Genomic DNA, 17,501 nt, shown 5'->3' on the forward strand with positions numbered 1-17,501 from the left:
CCCCGCAAGGGGACAGCCGCCGTCGGGCGCTGAGAACTACTTGGCCGGGGCCGTGACCGTTTCCTTCGATTCAACGGCGGTGGATCCGCCGCCGGTCGCCGGGACGGCGGGGGCTGCAGGCGCAGCAGCTGCGGGCTTGGGAGCCGGCGTGGCGGCAGCGACGAAGGCGCCGCGCGGGTTGTCCAGGTCCATCAGCTGGGTGGTGTCGCGTCCGGCGAAGAAGCTGATGATCCAGTTGAAGATCACGCGGAACTTGCGCTCGAACGTGGGCATGGCCATGCCGTGGTAGCCGCGGTGGGCCAGCCAGGCGAGTCCGCCCTTGAGGCCGATGCTGCCCACCAGGTTGATGTTGGCAACGCCCTTCCATTCACCGAAGCCGGCCACAGCACCGAGGTTCTTGTGCTTGTAGTCCTTCAGCTGCTTCTCCCACCGCGAAGCCCACAGGTTCTTGGCGAGGCGCTTGGCCTGGCGGAGTGCGTGCTGGGCGTTGGGGACGCAGGTGCCGTCGGGCAGGCCCTTGCCGGTGAGGTCCGGAACAGCGGCGATGTCGCCGGCTGCCCAGGCGTTGTCCACGATGCCTTCATCGCCGGCAACGCGCAGGTCCGGGAGGACGCGGACACGGCCGCGGGGCTCCAGCGGGAAGTCGGTGGAGCGGACCATGGGGTTGGCCTGCACGCCGGCGGTCCACACGAGGGTGTCGGCTTCGAACTCCTGGGCGGGGGTCTTGTCCGGAAGGTTGATGAGCTTGAGGGTGCCTTCGGCGCTGTCCAGCGAGGTGTTCAGCAGGACCTCGATGCCGCGGCTGCGCAGGTGCTCCACAACCCATTCGGCCTGCTTGGCGGTAACCTCGGGCATGATTCGGCCCATGGCTTCGACCAGGACGAAGCGGACTTCCTCCTGCTTGATCCGGGGGTTGTTGCGGACCGCGGCGCGGGCCAGGTCCTCCATCTCGGTGATGCACTCGATGCCGGCGAAGCCGCCGCCCACCACCACGAAGGTGAGTGCCTTGGCGCGGGCAGCGGGGTCGGTCATGGTGGAGGCAACCTCGATGCGCTCCAGGACCTTGTTGCGCAGGGCAACGGCTTCCTCGATGGTCTTCAGGCCAATGCCCTTGTCCGCCAGGCCCTTGATGGGGAAGGTGCGGGTGATGGCGCCTGCGGCCAGGACGACGTCGAAGTAGGGAACCTCGAAGTTCTCGCCGCCGTCTGCCGGAGCCACAACCGCGGTGCGGTTGGCGTGGTCGATCGAGGTGACGCGGCCCTGGATCAGTTCGGTCTGCTTGAGGTGCTGGCGGTGGGACACAACCGCGTGGCGGGCCTCGATGTTGCCGCCTGCTACCTCGGGGAGGAAGGGCTGGTACGTCATGTAGGGCAGTGGATCCACGAGGGTGACGATGCCACCGGCATTCGCGATCTTCTTCTGCAGTTTGAGTGCTACGTACAGGCCGACGTACCCGCCGCCGACGACGAGTACCCTGGGACGGTCCTGGAGCTCTGGGGTGGTTGCCATAGTTTAAGGATAGCGCAGTTTGTGAAAATCTTCACTAACTGCGGGAAGGACCCCTAATGTTGCGTTTTCCCGCCCGAATCCACCTTTTCGATGACGCCTGTTTCCTGCTCCTCCGCCGCCAGCGCCGGGTCGCTGGCCGCCCGCCGCAACTGGACAACCGCTGCCGCAATGATCGCCACGAACAGGAGGGCGAATCCGATCACGACGGCGGCGCCGATGGCACTGTCCCGCTGCGAGGGCGCCTCCGCGGCAGGCACGGTGGCTTCCGGAAGCGTCGGCACCGCGCTGGGCACAGCAGCCGTGGGCAGCGGGGCGGGAGTGGCCAGGTTGCCCCGCCGGTGGACACGGATCCATTCGGCGATGGAGCCCAGCGGGTTGCTCTTGGCTTCGGGGACCTCGTCCTTGAGCGCGGCCTCGGCATTCAGGACGCCGAATCCGTACAGGGGGTCCTTGCCCGGCGCTCCGGCGTCCCTGGCCGTGGAAACGATGCGGTTGATGACCTGTTCGGCGGACATGGCAGGCCACTTGGAGCGGATCAGAGCTGCGACTCCGGCCACGATGGGGGCGGATCCTGAGGTCCCCGCCCACTCGGCATAGCTGCCGCCCGGCAGGCCGCCCAGGAGGTTCTCGGCCGGCGCGGCGACGCCGATGCTGATGCCCTGGGACGACGCATCAACACTTGCGGCCCCCTTGCGGTCCAGCCCTGCGACGGTGAGCACCCCCGGGATAGTGGCCGGCGCACCCACCTGGGTGTTCCCGCCGATCCGGTTGCCGGCCGCGGCAACGATCACCACATCCTTTTGTTCTGCATACAGGAAGGCTGCATCCCAGCTTTGCGGCCACTGCGGTGTGGTGCTGCCGAGCGAGATGTTGATGACCTTGGCACCGTTGTCCACCGCCCAGCGGACGGCTTCCGGAATCTGGTCCTGGTCACTTTTCCCGGAAGGATTCGGGGAACCCAGCCAGGTGGATACCGAGAGGATCTGTGCCTCCGGGGCAACGCCCATGATTCCGTCCGGAGCCACCGGAGCCACCGGCGCCGGCCCGGGGGCGGCGGTGGGCGTGGCGTTTGCAGGCTGGTGGCCGCGGCCGGCGAGCATGGTGGCCACCAGGGTGCCGTGTTCGGGCTTGATGCCGACGCTTTTCTGGCCGTCGGGCTGGCCCGAACCGGAAGCGTCATAACCGCCTGCCACCGCTCCCTTGAGGTCCGGGTGCTGGGCGTCGACGCCGCTGTCGATGATGGCTACTTTCACGCCGGCGCCCTTGGACACCTCCCACGCCTTGTTGATGCCGGATTCCGCCAGCCAGTACTGTTTGTCCCGCCATTCGTCGGCGTGCGCTGCGGGCGGAGTGAAGAGTCCGGTACAAAGGCAGCAGGCAGCGAGGACCAGGGCAAGCGCCGCCGATCCTGTTTTCTGCAGCATGGGTTTCGTGGAAGGCTGCATCTAAAATCAGCCGATGCTCAGGGCGATGCCGTCGAGGATGTCGTGCTCGCTGGCCGTTGCCGTGGTGATTCGCCCGCCGCTGAGCCCGCCCATCCGTTCCAGGATCCTGCGCCAGACCAGGCCGCCCGCCCCAATGACGTCCACCCGTCCCGGGTGCATGTACGGCAGCGCGGCCCGCTCCGAGCGGACCATTTCCAGAAGGTCTGTGGAGGCGGCCCGCACGGTGTCGATGGGCAGCTCGGTGCCGTGAATCGCGTCCGGCGAGTATTCCGGCAGCTTCATAGCGTGCGCTGTGATGGTGGTGATGGAGCCGGCAACGCCCACGACGGCGGTGGCGCGTTCCAGCGGAACGTCCTGTCCGGCGCGGGCGATGGCAGCGTCCACGTCGGCTTCCGCCGCTGCTATCTGTTCGGCGGTTGGCGGATCGTTGCGCAGGTGCCGTTCCGTCAGGCGGACACATCCGATGTCCACGGATTTGGCCGCGGTGACTCCTCCTGCGGTGCCCAGGACGAACTCGGTGCTTCCGCCGCCGAGGTCCACCACCAGGACTTCGTGGCCGTCCAGGATGGGCAGGACGCTGCTGGCGCCGGCAAAGGACAGCGCGGCTTCCTCGTCCCCGGAAATCACTTCCGGCTCTACTCCGAGCAGGTCGCGGATGCCGTCCACGAAGACGTCCCGATTCCGGGCGTCCCTGCTGGCAGACGTTGCCACGAAGCGGACAGCTTCGGCGCGGTGTTCGCGGATCAGCTGCGCGTAGTCGGCTGTCGCCGCGAACGTTCGTTCGAGTGCTTCGGGGGCGAGCTCGCCGGTGGCGTCAACGCCCTCGCCAAGGCGCACCACCCGCATCTCGCGTACTACATCGGTGAGGGTGCTGGTGCCCTCGCTGCGGTCGATATCCGCGATGAGGAGGCGGATGGAGTTGGTGCCGCAGTCGATGGCGGCCACCCGAGTGGTTCCGGCGCGGGTCATTGTTGTGCCTCGGCAGGGTTGGCGGACTTGCGGACAGGTGCGGGGCGGCCCACGATGTCCGGCAGGCCCTGCGGTCCGTGGCGGCTGAGGTCCCGTGAGGGTGCCTCACCGGTGGTGTCCCAGGCGCCGTCGCAATAGCATTTGTCCGCGGTCCACCATTCCCGGATCTGGAGCAGCGCCTCATCGCCCAGCGGATTGACCCCCGGGCCGGCCGCCAATGAATGGCCTACCAGGACGTGGAGGCATTTGACGCGCGTGGGCATGCCGCCGGCGGAGATTCCGTCGATTTCGGGGACAGCGCCGATGCCCGAGCGCTGGCCGATAGCGTCGCGCGCGGCCAGGTAGGCGTCGTGGGCGGAGCGGTAGGCGGCAGCGAGTTCAGCGTCAGCAGTCAACTGCCCGTTCATGTCGTTCATGACACCGGCCGCCTCGAGCCGGGACACTGCGGAGGTGATGATCGGATGTGTGAGGTAGAACGTGGTGGGGAACGGGGTGCCGTTACTCAGGCGCGGAGCGGTGGCCGCCACGAGCGGGTTGCCGCAGACGCAGCGCGCAGGAATCTCCACCACGTCACGCACCGGCCGTCCCAGCTGCCGGCTCAGTACTTCAAGGTCATGCGGTGATGGTTGGCGGGATTCCTCCCGGGCGGCTGCCGTGTTGTGTTCCACTGTCGCGGGCCGTCCTTCCTTTAGCGGTTCAGTCTGTGGCCGCGCGCGTAATGGACTCCCACAGGGAATCCACCCACGGCAGATCGGCGGGGTCTTGTGCTGCTGCGCCGGACTGGCCACTGGTTTCCCCGGCGGGCACATCGCTGCCAAAAACCCAGTAGCCGGTTTCGCCCGGCATAACCATGTTAATGCGGTCGCGGGCCTGCTGTTTCACGTAGTTCGGGTCCTGCCAGCGGGAAACCTGCTGGCGCAGCACGTCACCTTCAGCTTCACGGGCAGCGATGTCGGCGTTCAGGGCGTCGATCTCAGCCTTCTTGTCGAAGAAGATCTTGACGGTGGGCGCCAGCATGACGGTGATGGCAATCATCACCACGGCCAGTGCCAGCATCCGGCCCGAGAATGCCTTCGCCGGAACGGGGTGCTGGTCCTCCCCGGCGGCAGGTTCCGCGGCGCCGGTGGCCGCGCTGCTCCCCTTGCTCCCGGCCGGAGGTCCGGCTTTGGGGCGGGATCCGGCAGTGACTGAACCGGCCTTCCCCGTCGAGGCGCTGCCGGTCGCGGCGCCGCCCGCCCTGCCGGCATGAACCTCCTGCCCCGCCTTGTCCTTGCCGGAGCGGAAGTCCGCCTGGATGATTTCGGCGCCGTCGGAGGTTTCCCTGGCTTGGCGGGTGGGGGCGACCTTGGGGACTTTGGGACGGCGGGTAGCCATGACACTCCTGAAACAGCAACGGTGGCTATGGTCTTTCAACCATAGCCACCGTTTGTTGGCTTACGCGGCTACTAGCCCTTGAAACGCGGGAACGCGCTGCGGCCTGCGTAGCGTGCGGCGTCGTCGAGTTCCTCTTCGATGCGCAGAAGCTGGTTGTACTTTGCAACACGCTCGGAGCGTGCCGGTGCGCCGGTCTTGATCTGGCCGGCGTTGGTGGCCACCGAGATGTCGGCGATGGTGGTGTCCTCGGTCTCGCCGGAGCGGTGCGAGGTGATGGTGGTGTAACCGGCGCGCTGGGCCAGGCTGACGGCGTCCAGGGTCTCCGTGAGGGAGCCGATCTGGTTGACCTTGACCAGCAGCGAGTTGGCGGTCTTGGTGTCGATGCCGCGCTGCAGGATGGAGGGGTTGGTGACGAACAGGTCGTCACCAACCAGCTGGACCTTGTCACCGATGGAGTCGGTGAGGGTCTTCCAGCCGTCCCAGTCGTTTTCGTCCAGCGGGTCCTCGATGGAGACCAGCGGGTAGTCGGCAACGAGTTCGGTGTAGTAGGCGCTCATCTCGGCGGAGGTCAGCGACTTGCCTTCGAACTGGTAGGCACCGTCGGTGAAGAACTCGGAGGAGGCAACGTCCAGGGCCAGCGCGATGTCCTTGCCCGGGGTGTAGCCGGCGTTCTTGATGGCTTCCTGGATCAAGTCCAGTGCTGCACGGTTGGACGGCAGGTTCGGTGCGAAGCCGCCTTCGTCGCCCAGGCCGGTGGCCAGGCCCTTTTCCTTCAGGACGGACTTGAGGGCGTGGTAAACCTCAACACCCCAGCGCAGGCCCTCGGAGAAGGTCTCGGCACCCAGCGGGACAACCATGAATTCCTGGATGTCGACGTCGGAGTCGGCGTGCGAGCCGCCATTGAGGATGTTCATCAGCGGGACCGGCAGGACGTGGGCGTTGGGACCGCCCAGGTACTTGTAGAGGGGCAGGTCGGCGGAAGCTGCGGCAGCATTGGCAACGGCCAGGGAAACGCCCAGGATGGCGTTGGCGCCCAGCTTGCCCTTGTTGGGGGTGCCGTCCAGGTCCAGCATGGCCTGGTCGATGCTGCGCTGGTCGGTGGCGTCGAAGCCGGTCAGGGCCGGAGCGATCTGGTCGATGATCGCGTCAACGGCCTTCTGGACGCCCTTGCCGAGGTAACGGCCCTTGTCGCCGTCACGCAGTTCAACGGCCTCGTGCTCGCCGGTGGAAGCGCCGGAGGGAACTGCTGCGCGGCCGATCTGGCCGTCGGAGAGCAGAACTTCAACTTCTACGGTCGGGTTGCCACGGGAATCGAGGATCTCGCGGGCGTGGATGGCATCGATAAGCGCCATGAATTTGCTCCTTATGGGCGATTAACGGGGGGATCTTGCAGAAAGACTCGACGTACTCGTCAGAGACCAGCGTAGTCGAGAGTGGTGCGGGTTACGGAAACCTATCCAGCCACTGCGTCATGATGATGCGGTGTTGGGCTTACGGTGCCCCCTGCTGGTAGCGGCGCACGGCGCCACGCAGGGCGCGCTCTGCGTCGAATCCGGCAGCGTGGGCTGAACGCACGACGGCGAGGAGCTGCTCCCCGAGCTCGTCCTCCGTTTCCGGAATGGGAGCCGGAGGAGGCAACGGCGCGCCCGCGCGGGCCGCGCGGTCCACAGACTTTTGTGCCCGTGCCAGTGCCGGGAGCGCCTGGGGAATCCCCTCGAAGGGATTGGAGCGTGCCGGATGCTCCGCCCGCTTGACCGCGTCCCACTTACGGACAATCTGGTCAACCGTCGCGGGAAAGCTGTCCTGCAGCGAGCCGTCCGGCCGGAAGACATGCGGGTTCCGGCGGACCATTTTGGCACCCAGGCCGCGCGCGACGTCGTCGAACGTAAACGCCCCGCGCTCCTCGGCGAGCCGGGCGTGGAGCACCACCTGGAGCAGGACATCGCCCAGCTCGCCCTGGAGTTCGGCGTCGGGATTTCCGGTCTCGATGGTTTCGGCTACTTCGTAGGCCTCCTCGAGGAGGTATTCCACCAGCGAGGCGTGGGTCAGCGCCCCCATCCAGGGACAATGTTCGCGCAGGGCCGCGATCTTCCCCAGCAGCTCCCCGAGCGGCGAACTGCCCGGCGGCTCCCCGATGGAGGAGCCGCCGGCGGCATTGTCAGCCAAGGTTGGCGTAGGCGTCGTTGATGTACTCCACCAGCGCCTCCTTCTCCTCCAGGGGCAGGAAGGAAGCCTCGGCGGCGTTCAGGGTGAGCTCGAGCAGGTCGTCAAGGTCGTAGTCGAACGTTTCCACCAGGAGGTCGAACTCGTCCGTGAGGGTGACGCCGCTCATCAGCCGGTTGTCGGTGTTGATGGTGACGTTGAAGCCCAGCTGGTAGAGCATGTCCAGGGGGTGGCTGTCGATGCCGTCGCCGAAGGCGGCGATGGCACCGGTCTGCAGGTTCGAGGAGGGGCAGATCTCCAGTGCGATGCCGCGGTCGCGGATCCAGCTGGAGAGATCCCCCAGGGTGACCAGGCCGACGGTGTCCTCGGCGTCGTCGTCGAATTCCACCATGATGTCCTCGGCGATCCGGACGCCGTGTCCCAGCCGCAGCGCGCGGCCGTCCACCAGTGCGGACTGGATGCTTTCCAGCCCGGCGGCCTCGCCGGCGTGCACGGTGGCGGGGAAGTTCTGCTGTGCCAGGTACGTAAAGGCGTCCTTGAAGCGGGACGGCAGGAAGCCGTCCTCTGCTCCGGCGATGTCGAAGCCCACGGCACCTTTGTTGCGGTGGCGGACGGCGAGCTCGGCGATCTCCTGGCCGCGGTCTGCGTGGCGCATGGCCGTGATGAGCTGGCCCACCTGGATTTCGCGGCCGCTCTCGCCTACTGCTTCGACGCCGGCTTCGAGGCCTTCCTGGACGGCTTCCACGGCTTCGTCCAGTGTGAGCCCCTTCTGCAGGTGCTGTTCGGGTGCCCACCTTACTTCGCCGTACACCACGCCGTCATCGGCAAGGTCCTCGACGAATTCCTTGGCCACCCGGACCAGGCCTTCGCGCGTCTGCATGACGGCAACGGTGTGGTCGAACGTCTCCAGGTAGCGGACCAGGGAACCTGAGTCGGCAGACTCGCGGAACCACTGGCCCAGGGCTACGGGATCGGTCGAGGGGAGGGTGTGGCCAACGGCCTCAGCCAGTTCGATGATGGTGGCTGGACGGAGGCCCCCGTCCAGGTGGTCGTGAAGTGAAACCTTGGGCAGGCTCTTCAGGTCAAAATCGAGGGCAGGGGCAGCGTCAACAATAGGCTCAGTCACGTTCCCACCTTAGGGTGGGCCGGGACTCAAAGCCAGCCGCTGTCAGGCTGCCGGTCCGCCGTCTGCGGACGGGGCGAGAATGGTTGACCCGCCCTTGCCGTCACGCGCGCCGGACGGGCCGCCGTCGAGCCATTCGTCCACTTCGTCGGCGTCGTTGCGCGCAAGATGCTTGTGCCACCAGCGGAGCAGGTGGTCGATGAGGATGCCCAGGACGATGGCGAACACTACGGCGATGCCGGCACTGAGCAGCGGGTTGTGGTGCAGCCAGGGGAAGGAGCTGGCCAGCAGGCCGATGCCGATGGAGTAGCCCACCCACGTGACACAGGCAAAGGCGTCCAGCAGGAAAAAGCGGCGGTGGCCAAAGCCCGTGCTTCCGGCAACATAGTTGACAGCCACCCGGCCCCAGGGGATGTAGCGGGCGGTGAAGATCAGCACGGCCCCGCGCTTGTCCAGTTCATAGCGGGCCCAGCCGAAGGCCTTCTTGACCTTGGGACGGCGCATCCATTTCCATCGGTCAAGCCCGATCCGGCGTCCCAGCATAAAGGCCATGTTGTCGCCGGCGATGGCGCCGATCAGGGCAGTTGTTCCGAGGATCCACAGGTTGGGTTCCCCGCTGTGCCTGGAGAAGGCCGCGAGGGCCACGATGAGGGTTTCGCTGGGGACCACCATCGCGAAGCCGTCCACGAAGAAAAACACCAGCAGGATGGGGTAAATCCACCACTGGCCCGCTGCATGGAGCACGGCCTCATTAATAAACTCCACGCGGTCTTGCTCCTAGACAAAGATGACGCAGCCAAAGCGACGCTGCCATAGCGGAAATCGTTCCTAAGTGTCCCACGGCCGGGGCGTCGTTCGCTACGCCCCGGCCCCGGGAACACCCAACTCACGGTATCGGGGAAGACGCCGCGGCATCATCGTCCCTGCGGGTGATCTTCAGGGCTTCAGGGCCTCCGCCAGGGGGCTGACATGCCGCGTCAGGCTTCGGGTTCCCGCATCCGTTCCACGACGGGGGTTTTCCGCCGGACCCGGCTAATCACCACGTCCACCACGATGCCCAATGCCACGGCGCAGACGATGGCGATGGCCGCTCCCAGAAGGTGGTTTTCCTCGAACCACTGCCCGAAAAACAGCCCGATCCCTACGGAGTACGCCCCCCAAAGAACGGCCGAGAGGGCAGTCAAACCCAGGAAGCGCGCGTGGTGGTAGCGCGTGGCCCCCGCCGTCAGGTTGACGGCCACGCGGCCGATCGGGACAAACCGGGCCACCAGGATCAGCGAGGCTGGACGTTTCCGCAATTCTGCGCCGGCCCACCGGAAGGCGCTCTGCATCCGGGGACCGCGCATCCAGGACCACCTGGTGGTTCCCACCCGGCGACCGATCAGATAGGCGATGTTGTCTCCGGAGAAGGCGCCCAGGGCGGCCACCAGCATCAGGACCCAGGGGTTGGGGACGTCGGCCGTGGCAGCCACGGCCGCCAGTCCCACCACCACGGACTCGCTCGGAATCGGCGGGAAAAAGCCGTCAATGACGCAGCATGCCAGAACCAGGAAAAGCACCCAGGGTTGTCCGGCTGCGGCAAGGATGAAGTCATTGATGGCCTGCATGGGTTCTTATGCTATTCGGTCGATGATCAGTCGCTGGGCCGGACGGGATCCTTCGGGGGCGATGACCACTGCGTGCTCGAGCGCTTCCCGGGCGCGCGCGAACCGTTCCGGGGTATCGGTGAGCAGAGTCATCAGGGGCTCGCCGGCGCGGACCACGGCGCCGGGTTTGGCGTGCATCCGGACGCCGGCCCCGGCCTGCACTGCGTCTTCCTTGCGGGCCCGGCCTGCTCCCAGCCGCCATGCGGCCACGCCGACGGCGAGCGCGTCGAGCTCCACGAGCACGCCGTCCGCCGGGGCGTAGACCACGTCCGATTCCCGGGCGGCGGGCAGCTGTGCACGCGGGTCGCCGCCCTGGGCCTCAATCATCCGGTTCCACACGTCCATCGCCCGTCCGTCCTTCAACGCGGCCGCGGGGTCGGCGTCGTGGACTCCGGCACAGGCGAGCATCTCCTCCGCCAGCCGGACGGTCAGCTCCACAACATCGGAGGGCCCGCCGCCGGCCAGCACCTCGACGGATTCCTCAACTTCGATGGCGTTGCCGGCGGTGAGGCCCAGCGGGGTGTCCATGTTGGTGAGCAGGGCAACGGTATTCACGCCCGCGTCCTTGCCCAGGGCCACCATGGTTTCAGCGAGTTCCCTTGCCGAGGCTTCGTCCTTCATGAACGCGCCGCTGCCCACCTTGACGTCCAAAACCAGGGAGCCGGTGCCCTCGGCGATTTTCTTGCTCATGATGGATGAGGCAATCAGCGGAATGGCTTCGACGGTTCCGGTGACGTCCCGCAGGGCGTACAGCTTCTTGTCCGCAGGCGCAAGGCCGGCGCCGGCTGCGCAGATCACCGCGCCCACGTCCTGGAGCTGGGCCAGCATCTCCTCGTTGCTCAGGGCGGCACGCCAGCCGGGGATGGATTCGAGCTTGTCAAGGGTGCCGCCCGTGTGGCCCAGCCCCCGGCCGGAGAGCTGCGGGACGGCGACGCCGAACACCGCCACCAGCGGGGCCAGGGGCAACGTGATCTTGTCCCCCACGCCGCCGGTGGAGTGCTTGTCAGAGGTGTACTTCAGGCCGCCGTCCGGCCGGCGCAGGCTGGAAAAGTCCATCGTCTCGCCGGAGGCGATCATCGCCGCTGTCCAGCGTGCGATTTCGGTGCGGTTCATGCCGTTGAGCAGGATGGCCATGTTGAGTGCAGCCATCTGTTCGTCGGCGATGGCGCCCCGGGTGTACGCGTCGATGGTCCAGTCGATCTGTTCCGGGGTTAGCGTCCCCTTGTCGCGCTTGACGCGGATGATGTCCACCGCGTCGAACGCTTCGGCTTTCTTGTCTGTCACCGGGTTTCCTCCAGGTGTTCGGGACCGAAGGCGTCAGGCAGCACCTGGTCCATGGTTTTGATGCCTTGGGTGGTCATAAGTTCCATGCCCGGGGCGCGGAATTCGTACAGCAGCTGGCGGCAGCGGCCGCAGGGCATCAGGATGTTTCCGCTGCCGTCCACGCAATAGAAGGCCCGCAGCAGCCCGCCGCCGGTCATGTGCAGGTTGCCCACCAGGGCGCATTCCGCACAGAGGGTCAAGCCGTAACTTGCGTTCTCCACGTTGCAGCCACTGACAATCCGGCCGTCGCCGGTGAGGGCCGCAGCCCCCACCGGAAACTTCGAGTACGGAGCGTAGGCATTCTGCATGGCGGCGACGGCGGCTGCCTCCAGGGCTTGCCAGTCCACAGTGGTTGCGGGTTCCACGGCCGTCAACCCTTGACGTACGGTATGCCGCTGGCGGCGGGTCCCCGGGACCTGCCGACCAGTCCCGCCACAGCGAGGACGGTCACCAGGTAGGGCAGCATGGCCATGAACTGGCTGGGGACGGGCGTCCCGATGATGGTGACGATGCTCTGCAGGTTGTCCGCGAAGCCGAACAGCAGGGCGGCGAAGAAGGCCCCGATCGGGTTCCAACGGCCAAAGATCAGGGCGGCGAGTGCGATGAAGCCGCGGCCGCCGGAGATCTCCTTGGTGAAGCTGTCGATCGCCACCAGGGTGAAGAAGGAGCCGCCGATTCCGGCCACGGCACCGCCCAGGGTGACGTTCCAGAAGCGGGTGGCGTTCACGTTGATGCCCATGGTGTCCGCAGCCTGCGGGTGCTCCCCCACTGCCCGTACCCGGAGGCCCCACCTGGTCTTGAACAGCCCCACCCAGACCACCAGGACTGCGATGTACATGAGGTAGCCCACCAGGGACTGGCGGAACAGGATGGGCCCGATCACCGGAATGCTGGACAGGACAGGAATCTCGATGACATCCAGCCCTGGCGGTGAATTGAACTGGGCTTTGTTGGCCTGCATGACGGTGCTGAACAGGAAGCCGGTGACGCCGGAAACGAGCACGTTCAGGACCACGCCGACGATGATCTGGTTGACCAGGTACTTGATGCTGAACAACGCCAGCACCATGGACACAACAGCCCCCGCCACGGCAGCGGCCAGGAGCCCGATGAAGGGGTTCTGGGTCATGCTGGCCACGATTGCGGCCGTGAAGGCGCCTCCCAGAAGCTGCCCTTCAATGGCGATGTTGACCACGCCCACACGTTCGCACAGGACGCCGGACAGTGACCCGAACACGAGGGGGACGGCCAGGGTGACGGAGCCGGCGATGAGGCCGGCCAGGGAGATGGTGGGTGTCCGGGCGCCGCCTACCACCCAGATCAGGAACGCGGCCACGAACAGGACGATGAACGTGATGGTCAGCCAGCCGGGTGCGGGCCGGCCCTTCGTTTTGAGGTACACGGCGTACCCTGCCAGCCCCAGCAGCAGGATGGACAGCACAAGGCCGCCGGCGAAGGCGTTCACCGCCAGGGCGGGCAGCTGGAAAAAGTCCTCGCTGGTGGAGATACCGAAGCTGGCGGTCTGATTGGGGGCCAGCAGCCCAAAAAAGACCAGGGCAATCAGCCCGAAGGCGGTGAGCAGCACCGGCGTCTTCCAGCCCACCGGCTTTGCGGACATGGTGGCTGTGCCGTTGTCCGTTCCGGCCGGCTGTGGGGTCCCCGGCCGGGGGGACGAAACTGTTGTGCTCATGCTGCACCTCCGGTAGTGGCTGCCTGCCGGGACTTGGCGGCGCGGGCGGGCTTTTTGCGCCGCGGATTCAGGCCGAACACGGCACGGACCAGTGGCGGCGCGGCGATGAAGAGGACGATGAGGGACTGGACCACCAGGACGATGTCGATGGGAGTGCCGGTCTGGATCTGCATCTGGACGGCTCCGGCGCGGAAGGCGCCGAACAGCAGGCCGGCGGCGAACGTGCCCCACGGCGTCGAACGTCCCAGCAGCGCAACGGTGATGGCGTCAAAGCCGTAGGTGGCTGCGACGCCGTCCGTGAGGACCTTCTCGGTGCCGGCCACCTGGGCGACACCGGACATTCCGGCCAGCCCGCCGGCAATGGCCATCACCAGGATGGTGGAGCGGGAGACGTTGATTCCGGCAGTCTGGGCGGCCTTGGGATTGGCGCCGACGGCCCGGAATTCGAAGCCGACGGTGGAGCGGTTCAGGAGCCACCACACCAGCACAGTGGCTCCGATGGCGAGGATGAAGCCCAGGTGGAGCCGGTACTGGCTGCCGAAAATCTGCGGGTAGACGGCGGTGGGATCGAGGATCGGCGAAATGGGGTTCGACTCCCCCGGCCGCTGGAACGCCGGCGTATTCAGGAGGTACCGCAGGAAGTACAGCGCGATGTAGTTGAACATGATGGTGAGGATCACCTCATGGGCGCCGGTGCGGGCTTTGAGCACGCCAACCAGTCCGCCCCACAGGGCGCCGCCGATGATGCCGGCCACCAGGACCAGCAGCAGGTGCAGGCCCAGGGGCAGGTTCAGGGCGAAGCCCACCCACGCGGCCAGGATGCCGGCCACGATGATCTGGCCCTGCGCGCCGATGTTGAAGAGGCCCGCGCGGAATGCCAGCGCCACGCCCAAACCGGCCGTGATGAGCGGGGTGGCGATGGTGAGGGTCTCCATGAACGGCGCGAACTGAGCCGCCACGCTGTTGCCCCGGGGGTTGAACACCGAGCCTTGGAACAGGGCGATGTAGGAGCGGGTGGCCGCAGTCCAGACCGCCGAAAGGAAGTCCGTGGGCCGGGCGAAGAAGTATGTTGCAGTGGTGGCCACCTGCTTGTCCGTGCTGGCAATCAGCAGGCCGCCGATAATGAGGGCCAGCAGCACGGCGAGGACCGAGACCATGCCGCTCCCGGTAAAGATCCTGCGGAGCAGCGTGTCCGGGCCACCGGGAAGCTGCCCGCTTTGGGCGGTGGCCGGGACGGCGGAGGGTTCCATGGCGCCGCCCGCCGTATCAACGGAGACGACGGCGGCAGTTTCCTCCTCAGCAGGGCTGGGATGGTGTGGATCCTTGTGGTCCGGCCTGCCGTGCTCCCCGGCCGCGTGCTTGGGGTGGTTTTCAGACATGGTCGTCTCCCTCGGCGTCAGGGGTGGAGGCTGTGGTGGTGGCCGTGGCAGGGCCGGCCTGGGACGTGTGTGCGTGTTCCTCCGGCGGTATGCCGGCCATCATCAGGCCCAGGGTGTCGCGGCTGGTGCCGGCGGGCACAACGCCCACCAGCCTGCCCTTGTAGAGCACAGCGATGCGGTCGGCGAGTTCCATCACCTCGTCCAGTTCCGTGGAGATGATCATGACCGGCGTGCCCTGGTCCCGCTCCGTGACGATGCGGCGGTGCAGGAACTCGATGGATCCCACGTCCACGCCCCGGGTTGGCTGGGAGGCGATGAACAGCCGCAGCGGGCGGGAGAGTTCCCGGGCCATCACGACTTTTTGCTGGTTGCCGCCTGACAGGGTTCCGGCGGCCGCGGCGGCGGAGGGGGTACGGACGTCAAATTCACCGATGCGTGCCTTGGCGTTCTCGAGGACCTTTGCCGGACTCATGCTGATTCCCCTGGCAAACGGCGGCTTGTCGTAAAGGTCCAGGACCAGGTTCTCCGCCACGGAGAACGTGCCCACCAGTCCGTCGACCTTGCGGTCCTCGGGAACAAATCCGACGCCGGCCTGCAGGACCTCCTTGACGGAGCGGCCCAGGAGTTCCTTGCCATCGAGTTGTACGGAGCCGGACACACGCTCCTGGAGTCCCAGGATGGCTTCGGTCAGTTCGGTCTGGCCGTTGCCCTGGACGCCGGCGATCGCAAGGATCTCCCCGCGCGCGATGTCGAAGCTGAGTCCGTCCACCACGTGCTGGCCGTTGGGGGCGATGACGGTCAGGTCCCGGACTTCGAAGGTCTTTTCCTGCGGTTTGGCCGGGGCCTTGTCCAGGGTCAGGTTTACGGCGCGGCCCACCATCATGGAGGCAAGTTCGGTGGTGGGGGCCGAGGGCTCGGCGGATCCCACCACCTTTCCGCGCCTGATCACGGTGATGGTATCGGAGACCTCCTTGACCTCCCGCAGCTTGTGGGAGATGAAGACGATCGAGGTGCCGCCGGACTTGAGTTGGCGCATGATGTCCAGGAGTTCGTCGGTTTCCTGCGGGGTCAGCACGGCTGTGGGTTCGTCCAGGATCAGGACCCTGGCATTACGGACGAGTGCCTTGATGATTTCCACGCGCTGCTGGACACCCACCGGCAGGTCCTCCACCAGGGCGTCGGGGTCGACGTCGAACCCGTATTGGTCCGAAATTTCCTTGATCCGGCGGCGCGTCTCGTCAAGGTTGAGGAAGCCTGCCGCCTTGGTGGGTTCGGCCCCCAGCGCCACATTTTCGGCGACCGTGAAAACGGGAACCAGCATGAAGTGCTGGTGCACCATGCCGATGCCGGCGGCCATGGCATCGCCAGGACCGCGGAAGGACACCGGCTTGTCATCGATGAGGATGTCGCCTTCGGTGGGCTCATACAGCCCGTACAGCACATTCATGAGGGTGGATTTACCGGCCCCGTTTTCGCCGAGCAGACAGTGGATTTGTCCGGGTTCAACCACCACATCGATGTGGTCGTTGGCGAGCAGGGTACCGAAGCGTTTAGTGATCCCTCTGAGTTCAAGTTTCAAAACTCTGACCAATCTCGAAGCGTCCAGTGATCCACCGGACGGGATATGTGGCTGCAGCACCAGCCTAGTGGCTGCAGCAGGAGGATGAGCGGGCGCCGGCCCGGAAAAGGGAGCCAGCAAAAAAGCGCCACCGCCCGGCCGGTCAATGACCAGCCGGGCGGTGGCGCTGCACGCGGAATCAGGCCTTCGGGCTTGCCTTGGACTCAACCTTCAGCTTGCCGTCCACGATGTCCTTCTCGATCTGCTCCAGCTCGGACTTCAGCTCGGCGGGGACCTGGGAATCGAGGTCGTGGAAGGGAGCCAGCTTCACGCCCTCGTTGGCCAGCGTGCCAACATACGGGGTGTTGCTGAAGTTGCCTTCCTTGTCATCCTTAACAACGGCCTCAACGGCGTCGCCCATCGTCTTCATGACGGAGGACAGCATGATGTCCTTGTAGTCAGGTGCCGTGAGGTAGCCGTCCGAATCAACCCAGATGAGCTTAACGTCCTTGCCGGCGGCCTTGGCTTCCTTCAGGGCAGCACCGGCGCCCTTGCCTACGGGGCCGGCGACCGGCATCACGATATCGGCGCCCTGGTCCAGGAAGTTCTGGGTGAGCTGCTTGCCCACGTCCTGCTTTTCGAAGTCCCCGGTGAAGCTGCCGTCCTGGGCGTCCTTGTTCCAGCCAAGGAGCTTGACGTCCTTGCCCTTCTGCTCGTTGTAGTACTTCACGCCGTCGGCGTAGCCGTCCATGAAGATGGTCACTGTGGGGATCTTGACGCCGCCGAAGGTGGCCACCGTGCCGGTCTTGGTGGTTCCAGCGGCAAGGTAGCCGGCGAGGAACGCTGCCTGCGCGGTGTCGTAGATGATCGGCTTGACGTTGGCGATGGCCGGATCGTACTGGTAGTCGACAATGGCGAAGTGGCTGTCCGGGTTGGCTGCGGCCTGCTCCTTGGTGGAGTCTCCCAGCAGGAAGCCGATGGTCAGCGTGAGGTCGCAGCCGGCGGTGACCATGGCCCGCAGGTTCGGTTCAAAGTCGTTGTTGGTCTTGGACTCCACCTGGTTGACCTTGATGCCCAGGTCAGCCTCAGCCTTCTTCAGCCCCTCGTAGGAGGACTGGTTGAAGGACTGGTCATCGAAGCCGCCGGAGTCGGAGACGATGCAGCCGGTGTAATCGGTGGCGCCGGCCGTGGAGTTGGTTCCCGCTTCAGGCGGGGCGCCGCAACCGGCCAGCACGAGTGCTGTGGCACCCACGGTAGCCAGGCCTGCAACTGAACCGCGCTTGAGGTGTGAACGCAGTGATGTCATCAAGATTCCTCCAGGG

General features: G+C 66.2%; 16 protein-coding genes. All 16 read right to left on the reverse strand.

The genetic code is table 11. From position 1 onward, the window contains the following. Positions 1–36: 36 nt before the first annotated feature. A complete protein-coding gene (locus DXK94_RS06900) occupies positions 37–1,509 on the reverse strand; it encodes an NAD(P)/FAD-dependent oxidoreductase (RefSeq protein WP_115524384.1) in 1,473 nt (490 codons plus the stop codon). 53 nt (positions 1,510–1,562) lie between these two features. Next, complete coding sequence (locus tag DXK94_RS06905; protein WP_395928470.1) at positions 1,563–2,933, reverse strand: S8 family serine peptidase; 1,371 nt, start codon at positions 2,931–2,933, stop codon at positions 1,563–1,565. 27 nt (positions 2,934–2,960) lie between these two features. Next, entirely contained in the window at positions 2,961–3,923 is a 963-nt protein-coding gene (locus DXK94_RS06910; RefSeq protein WP_115524386.1) for a Ppx/GppA phosphatase family protein, read from the reverse strand. Further along, the gene (locus DXK94_RS06915; protein ID WP_115524387.1) at positions 3,920–4,591 is read right to left on the reverse strand and encodes a DUF501 domain-containing protein; all 672 of its coding nucleotides are present in this window, start codon (positions 4,589–4,591) and stop codon (positions 3,920–3,922) included. Before DXK94_RS06915 ends, DXK94_RS06910 begins: the two co-directional genes overlap by 4 nt. 28 nt (positions 4,592–4,619) lie before the next feature. Continuing rightward, on the reverse strand, positions 4,620–5,297 hold the full coding sequence (locus DXK94_RS06920; protein WP_115524388.1) for a septum formation initiator family protein: 678 nt from the start codon (positions 5,295–5,297) through the stop codon (positions 4,620–4,622). A 71-nt stretch (positions 5,298–5,368) separates the two neighbouring features. Continuing rightward, positions 5,369–6,649 carry a phosphopyruvate hydratase gene (eno, locus tag DXK94_RS06925; protein ID WP_079595716.1) on the reverse strand — a complete coding sequence of 427 codons (1,281 nt, stop codon included), beginning with the start codon at positions 6,647–6,649 and terminating at the stop codon, positions 5,369–5,371. 139 nt (positions 6,650–6,788) lie between these two features. Continuing rightward, positions 6,789–7,355 (reverse strand): MazG nucleotide pyrophosphohydrolase domain-containing protein, encoded by a 567-nt coding sequence (locus DXK94_RS06930; protein WP_115524488.1) that lies wholly within the window; start codon positions 7,353–7,355, stop codon positions 6,789–6,791. A 100-nt stretch (positions 7,356–7,455) separates the two neighbouring features. Continuing rightward, positions 7,456–8,586: an adenosine deaminase gene (locus tag DXK94_RS06935; RefSeq protein WP_115524389.1), complete on the reverse strand. Its 1,131-nt coding sequence runs from the start codon at positions 8,584–8,586 to the stop codon at positions 7,456–7,458. Between the two features lie 42 nt (positions 8,587–8,628). After that, positions 8,629–9,348, reverse strand: coding sequence for a DedA family protein (locus DXK94_RS06940; RefSeq protein ID WP_115524390.1), 720 nt, complete (start codon positions 9,346–9,348; stop codon positions 8,629–8,631). Between the two features lie 212 nt (positions 9,349–9,560). Continuing rightward, positions 9,561–10,190, reverse strand: coding sequence for a DedA family protein (locus tag DXK94_RS06945; protein ID WP_115524391.1), 630 nt, complete (start codon positions 10,188–10,190; stop codon positions 9,561–9,563). A 6-nt stretch (positions 10,191–10,196) separates the two neighbouring features. After that, on the reverse strand, positions 10,197–11,513 hold the full coding sequence (locus tag DXK94_RS06950; RefSeq protein WP_115524392.1) for a thymidine phosphorylase: 1,317 nt from the start codon (positions 11,511–11,513) through the stop codon (positions 10,197–10,199). After that, complete coding sequence (locus tag DXK94_RS06955; protein WP_176156756.1) at positions 11,510–11,917, reverse strand: cytidine deaminase; 408 nt, start codon at positions 11,915–11,917, stop codon at positions 11,510–11,512. The genes DXK94_RS06950 and DXK94_RS06955 overlap by 4 nt, the downstream gene beginning before the upstream one ends. A 5-nt stretch (positions 11,918–11,922) precedes the next feature. Then, a complete protein-coding gene (locus DXK94_RS06960; protein WP_115524393.1) occupies positions 11,923–13,242 on the reverse strand; it encodes an ABC transporter permease in 1,320 nt (439 codons plus the stop codon). After that, positions 13,239–14,621 (reverse strand): ABC transporter permease, encoded by a 1,383-nt coding sequence (locus DXK94_RS06965; RefSeq protein ID WP_115524394.1) that lies wholly within the window; start codon positions 14,619–14,621, stop codon positions 13,239–13,241. Before DXK94_RS06965 ends, DXK94_RS06960 begins: the two co-directional genes overlap by 4 nt. After that, on the reverse strand, positions 14,614–16,200 hold the full coding sequence (locus tag DXK94_RS06970) for an ABC transporter ATP-binding protein (protein WP_115524395.1): 1,587 nt from the start codon (positions 16,198–16,200) through the stop codon (positions 14,614–14,616). Before DXK94_RS06970 ends, DXK94_RS06965 begins: the two co-directional genes overlap by 8 nt. Before the next feature lie 178 nt (positions 16,201–16,378). Then, positions 16,379–17,485 (reverse strand): BMP family protein, encoded by a 1,107-nt coding sequence (locus DXK94_RS06975; RefSeq protein WP_079595725.1) that lies wholly within the window; start codon positions 17,483–17,485, stop codon positions 16,379–16,381. Positions 17,486–17,501: the final 16 nt, after the last annotated feature.

Origin of the sequence: Arthrobacter sp. RT-1 (assembly GCF_003367205.1) — a bacterium.
Lineage (GTDB): Bacteria > Actinomycetota > Actinomycetes > Actinomycetales > Micrococcaceae > Arthrobacter.

Bases quoted from the DNA above. Each gene is read 5' to 3' on its own strand.
- DXK94_RS06900 (WP_115524384.1), bottom strand. From the start codon at position 1,509: ATGGCAACCACCCCAGAGCTCCAGGACCGTCCCAGGGTACTCGTCGTC.
- DXK94_RS06905 (WP_395928470.1), bottom strand. From the start codon at position 2,933: ATGCTGCAGAAAACAGGATCGGCGGCGCTTGCCCTGGTCCTCGCTGCC.
- DXK94_RS06910 (WP_115524386.1), bottom strand. From the start codon at position 3,923: ATGACCCGCGCCGGAACCACTCGGGTGGCCGCCATCGACTGCGGCACC.
- DXK94_RS06920 (WP_115524388.1), bottom strand. From the start codon at position 5,297: ATGGCTACCCGCCGTCCCAAAGTCCCCAAGGTCGCCCCCACCCGCCAA.
- eno (WP_079595716.1), bottom strand. From the start codon at position 6,649: ATGGCGCTTATCGATGCCATCCACGCCCGCGAGATCCTCGATTCCCGT.
- DXK94_RS06930 (WP_115524488.1), bottom strand. From the start codon at position 7,355: ATGGGGGCGCTGACCCACGCCTCGCTGGTGGAATACCTCCTCGAGGAG.
- DXK94_RS06945 (WP_115524391.1), bottom strand. From the start codon at position 10,190: ATGCAGGCCATCAATGACTTCATCCTTGCCGCAGCCGGACAACCCTGG.
- DXK94_RS06960 (WP_115524393.1), bottom strand. From the start codon at position 13,242: ATGAGCACAACAGTTTCGTCCCCCCGGCCGGGGACCCCACAGCCGGCC.
- DXK94_RS06965 (WP_115524394.1), bottom strand. From the start codon at position 14,621: ATGTCTGAAAACCACCCCAAGCACGCGGCCGGGGAGCACGGCAGGCCG.
- DXK94_RS06975 (WP_079595725.1), bottom strand. From the start codon at position 17,485: ATGACATCACTGCGTTCACACCTCAAGCGCGGTTCAGTTGCAGGCCTG.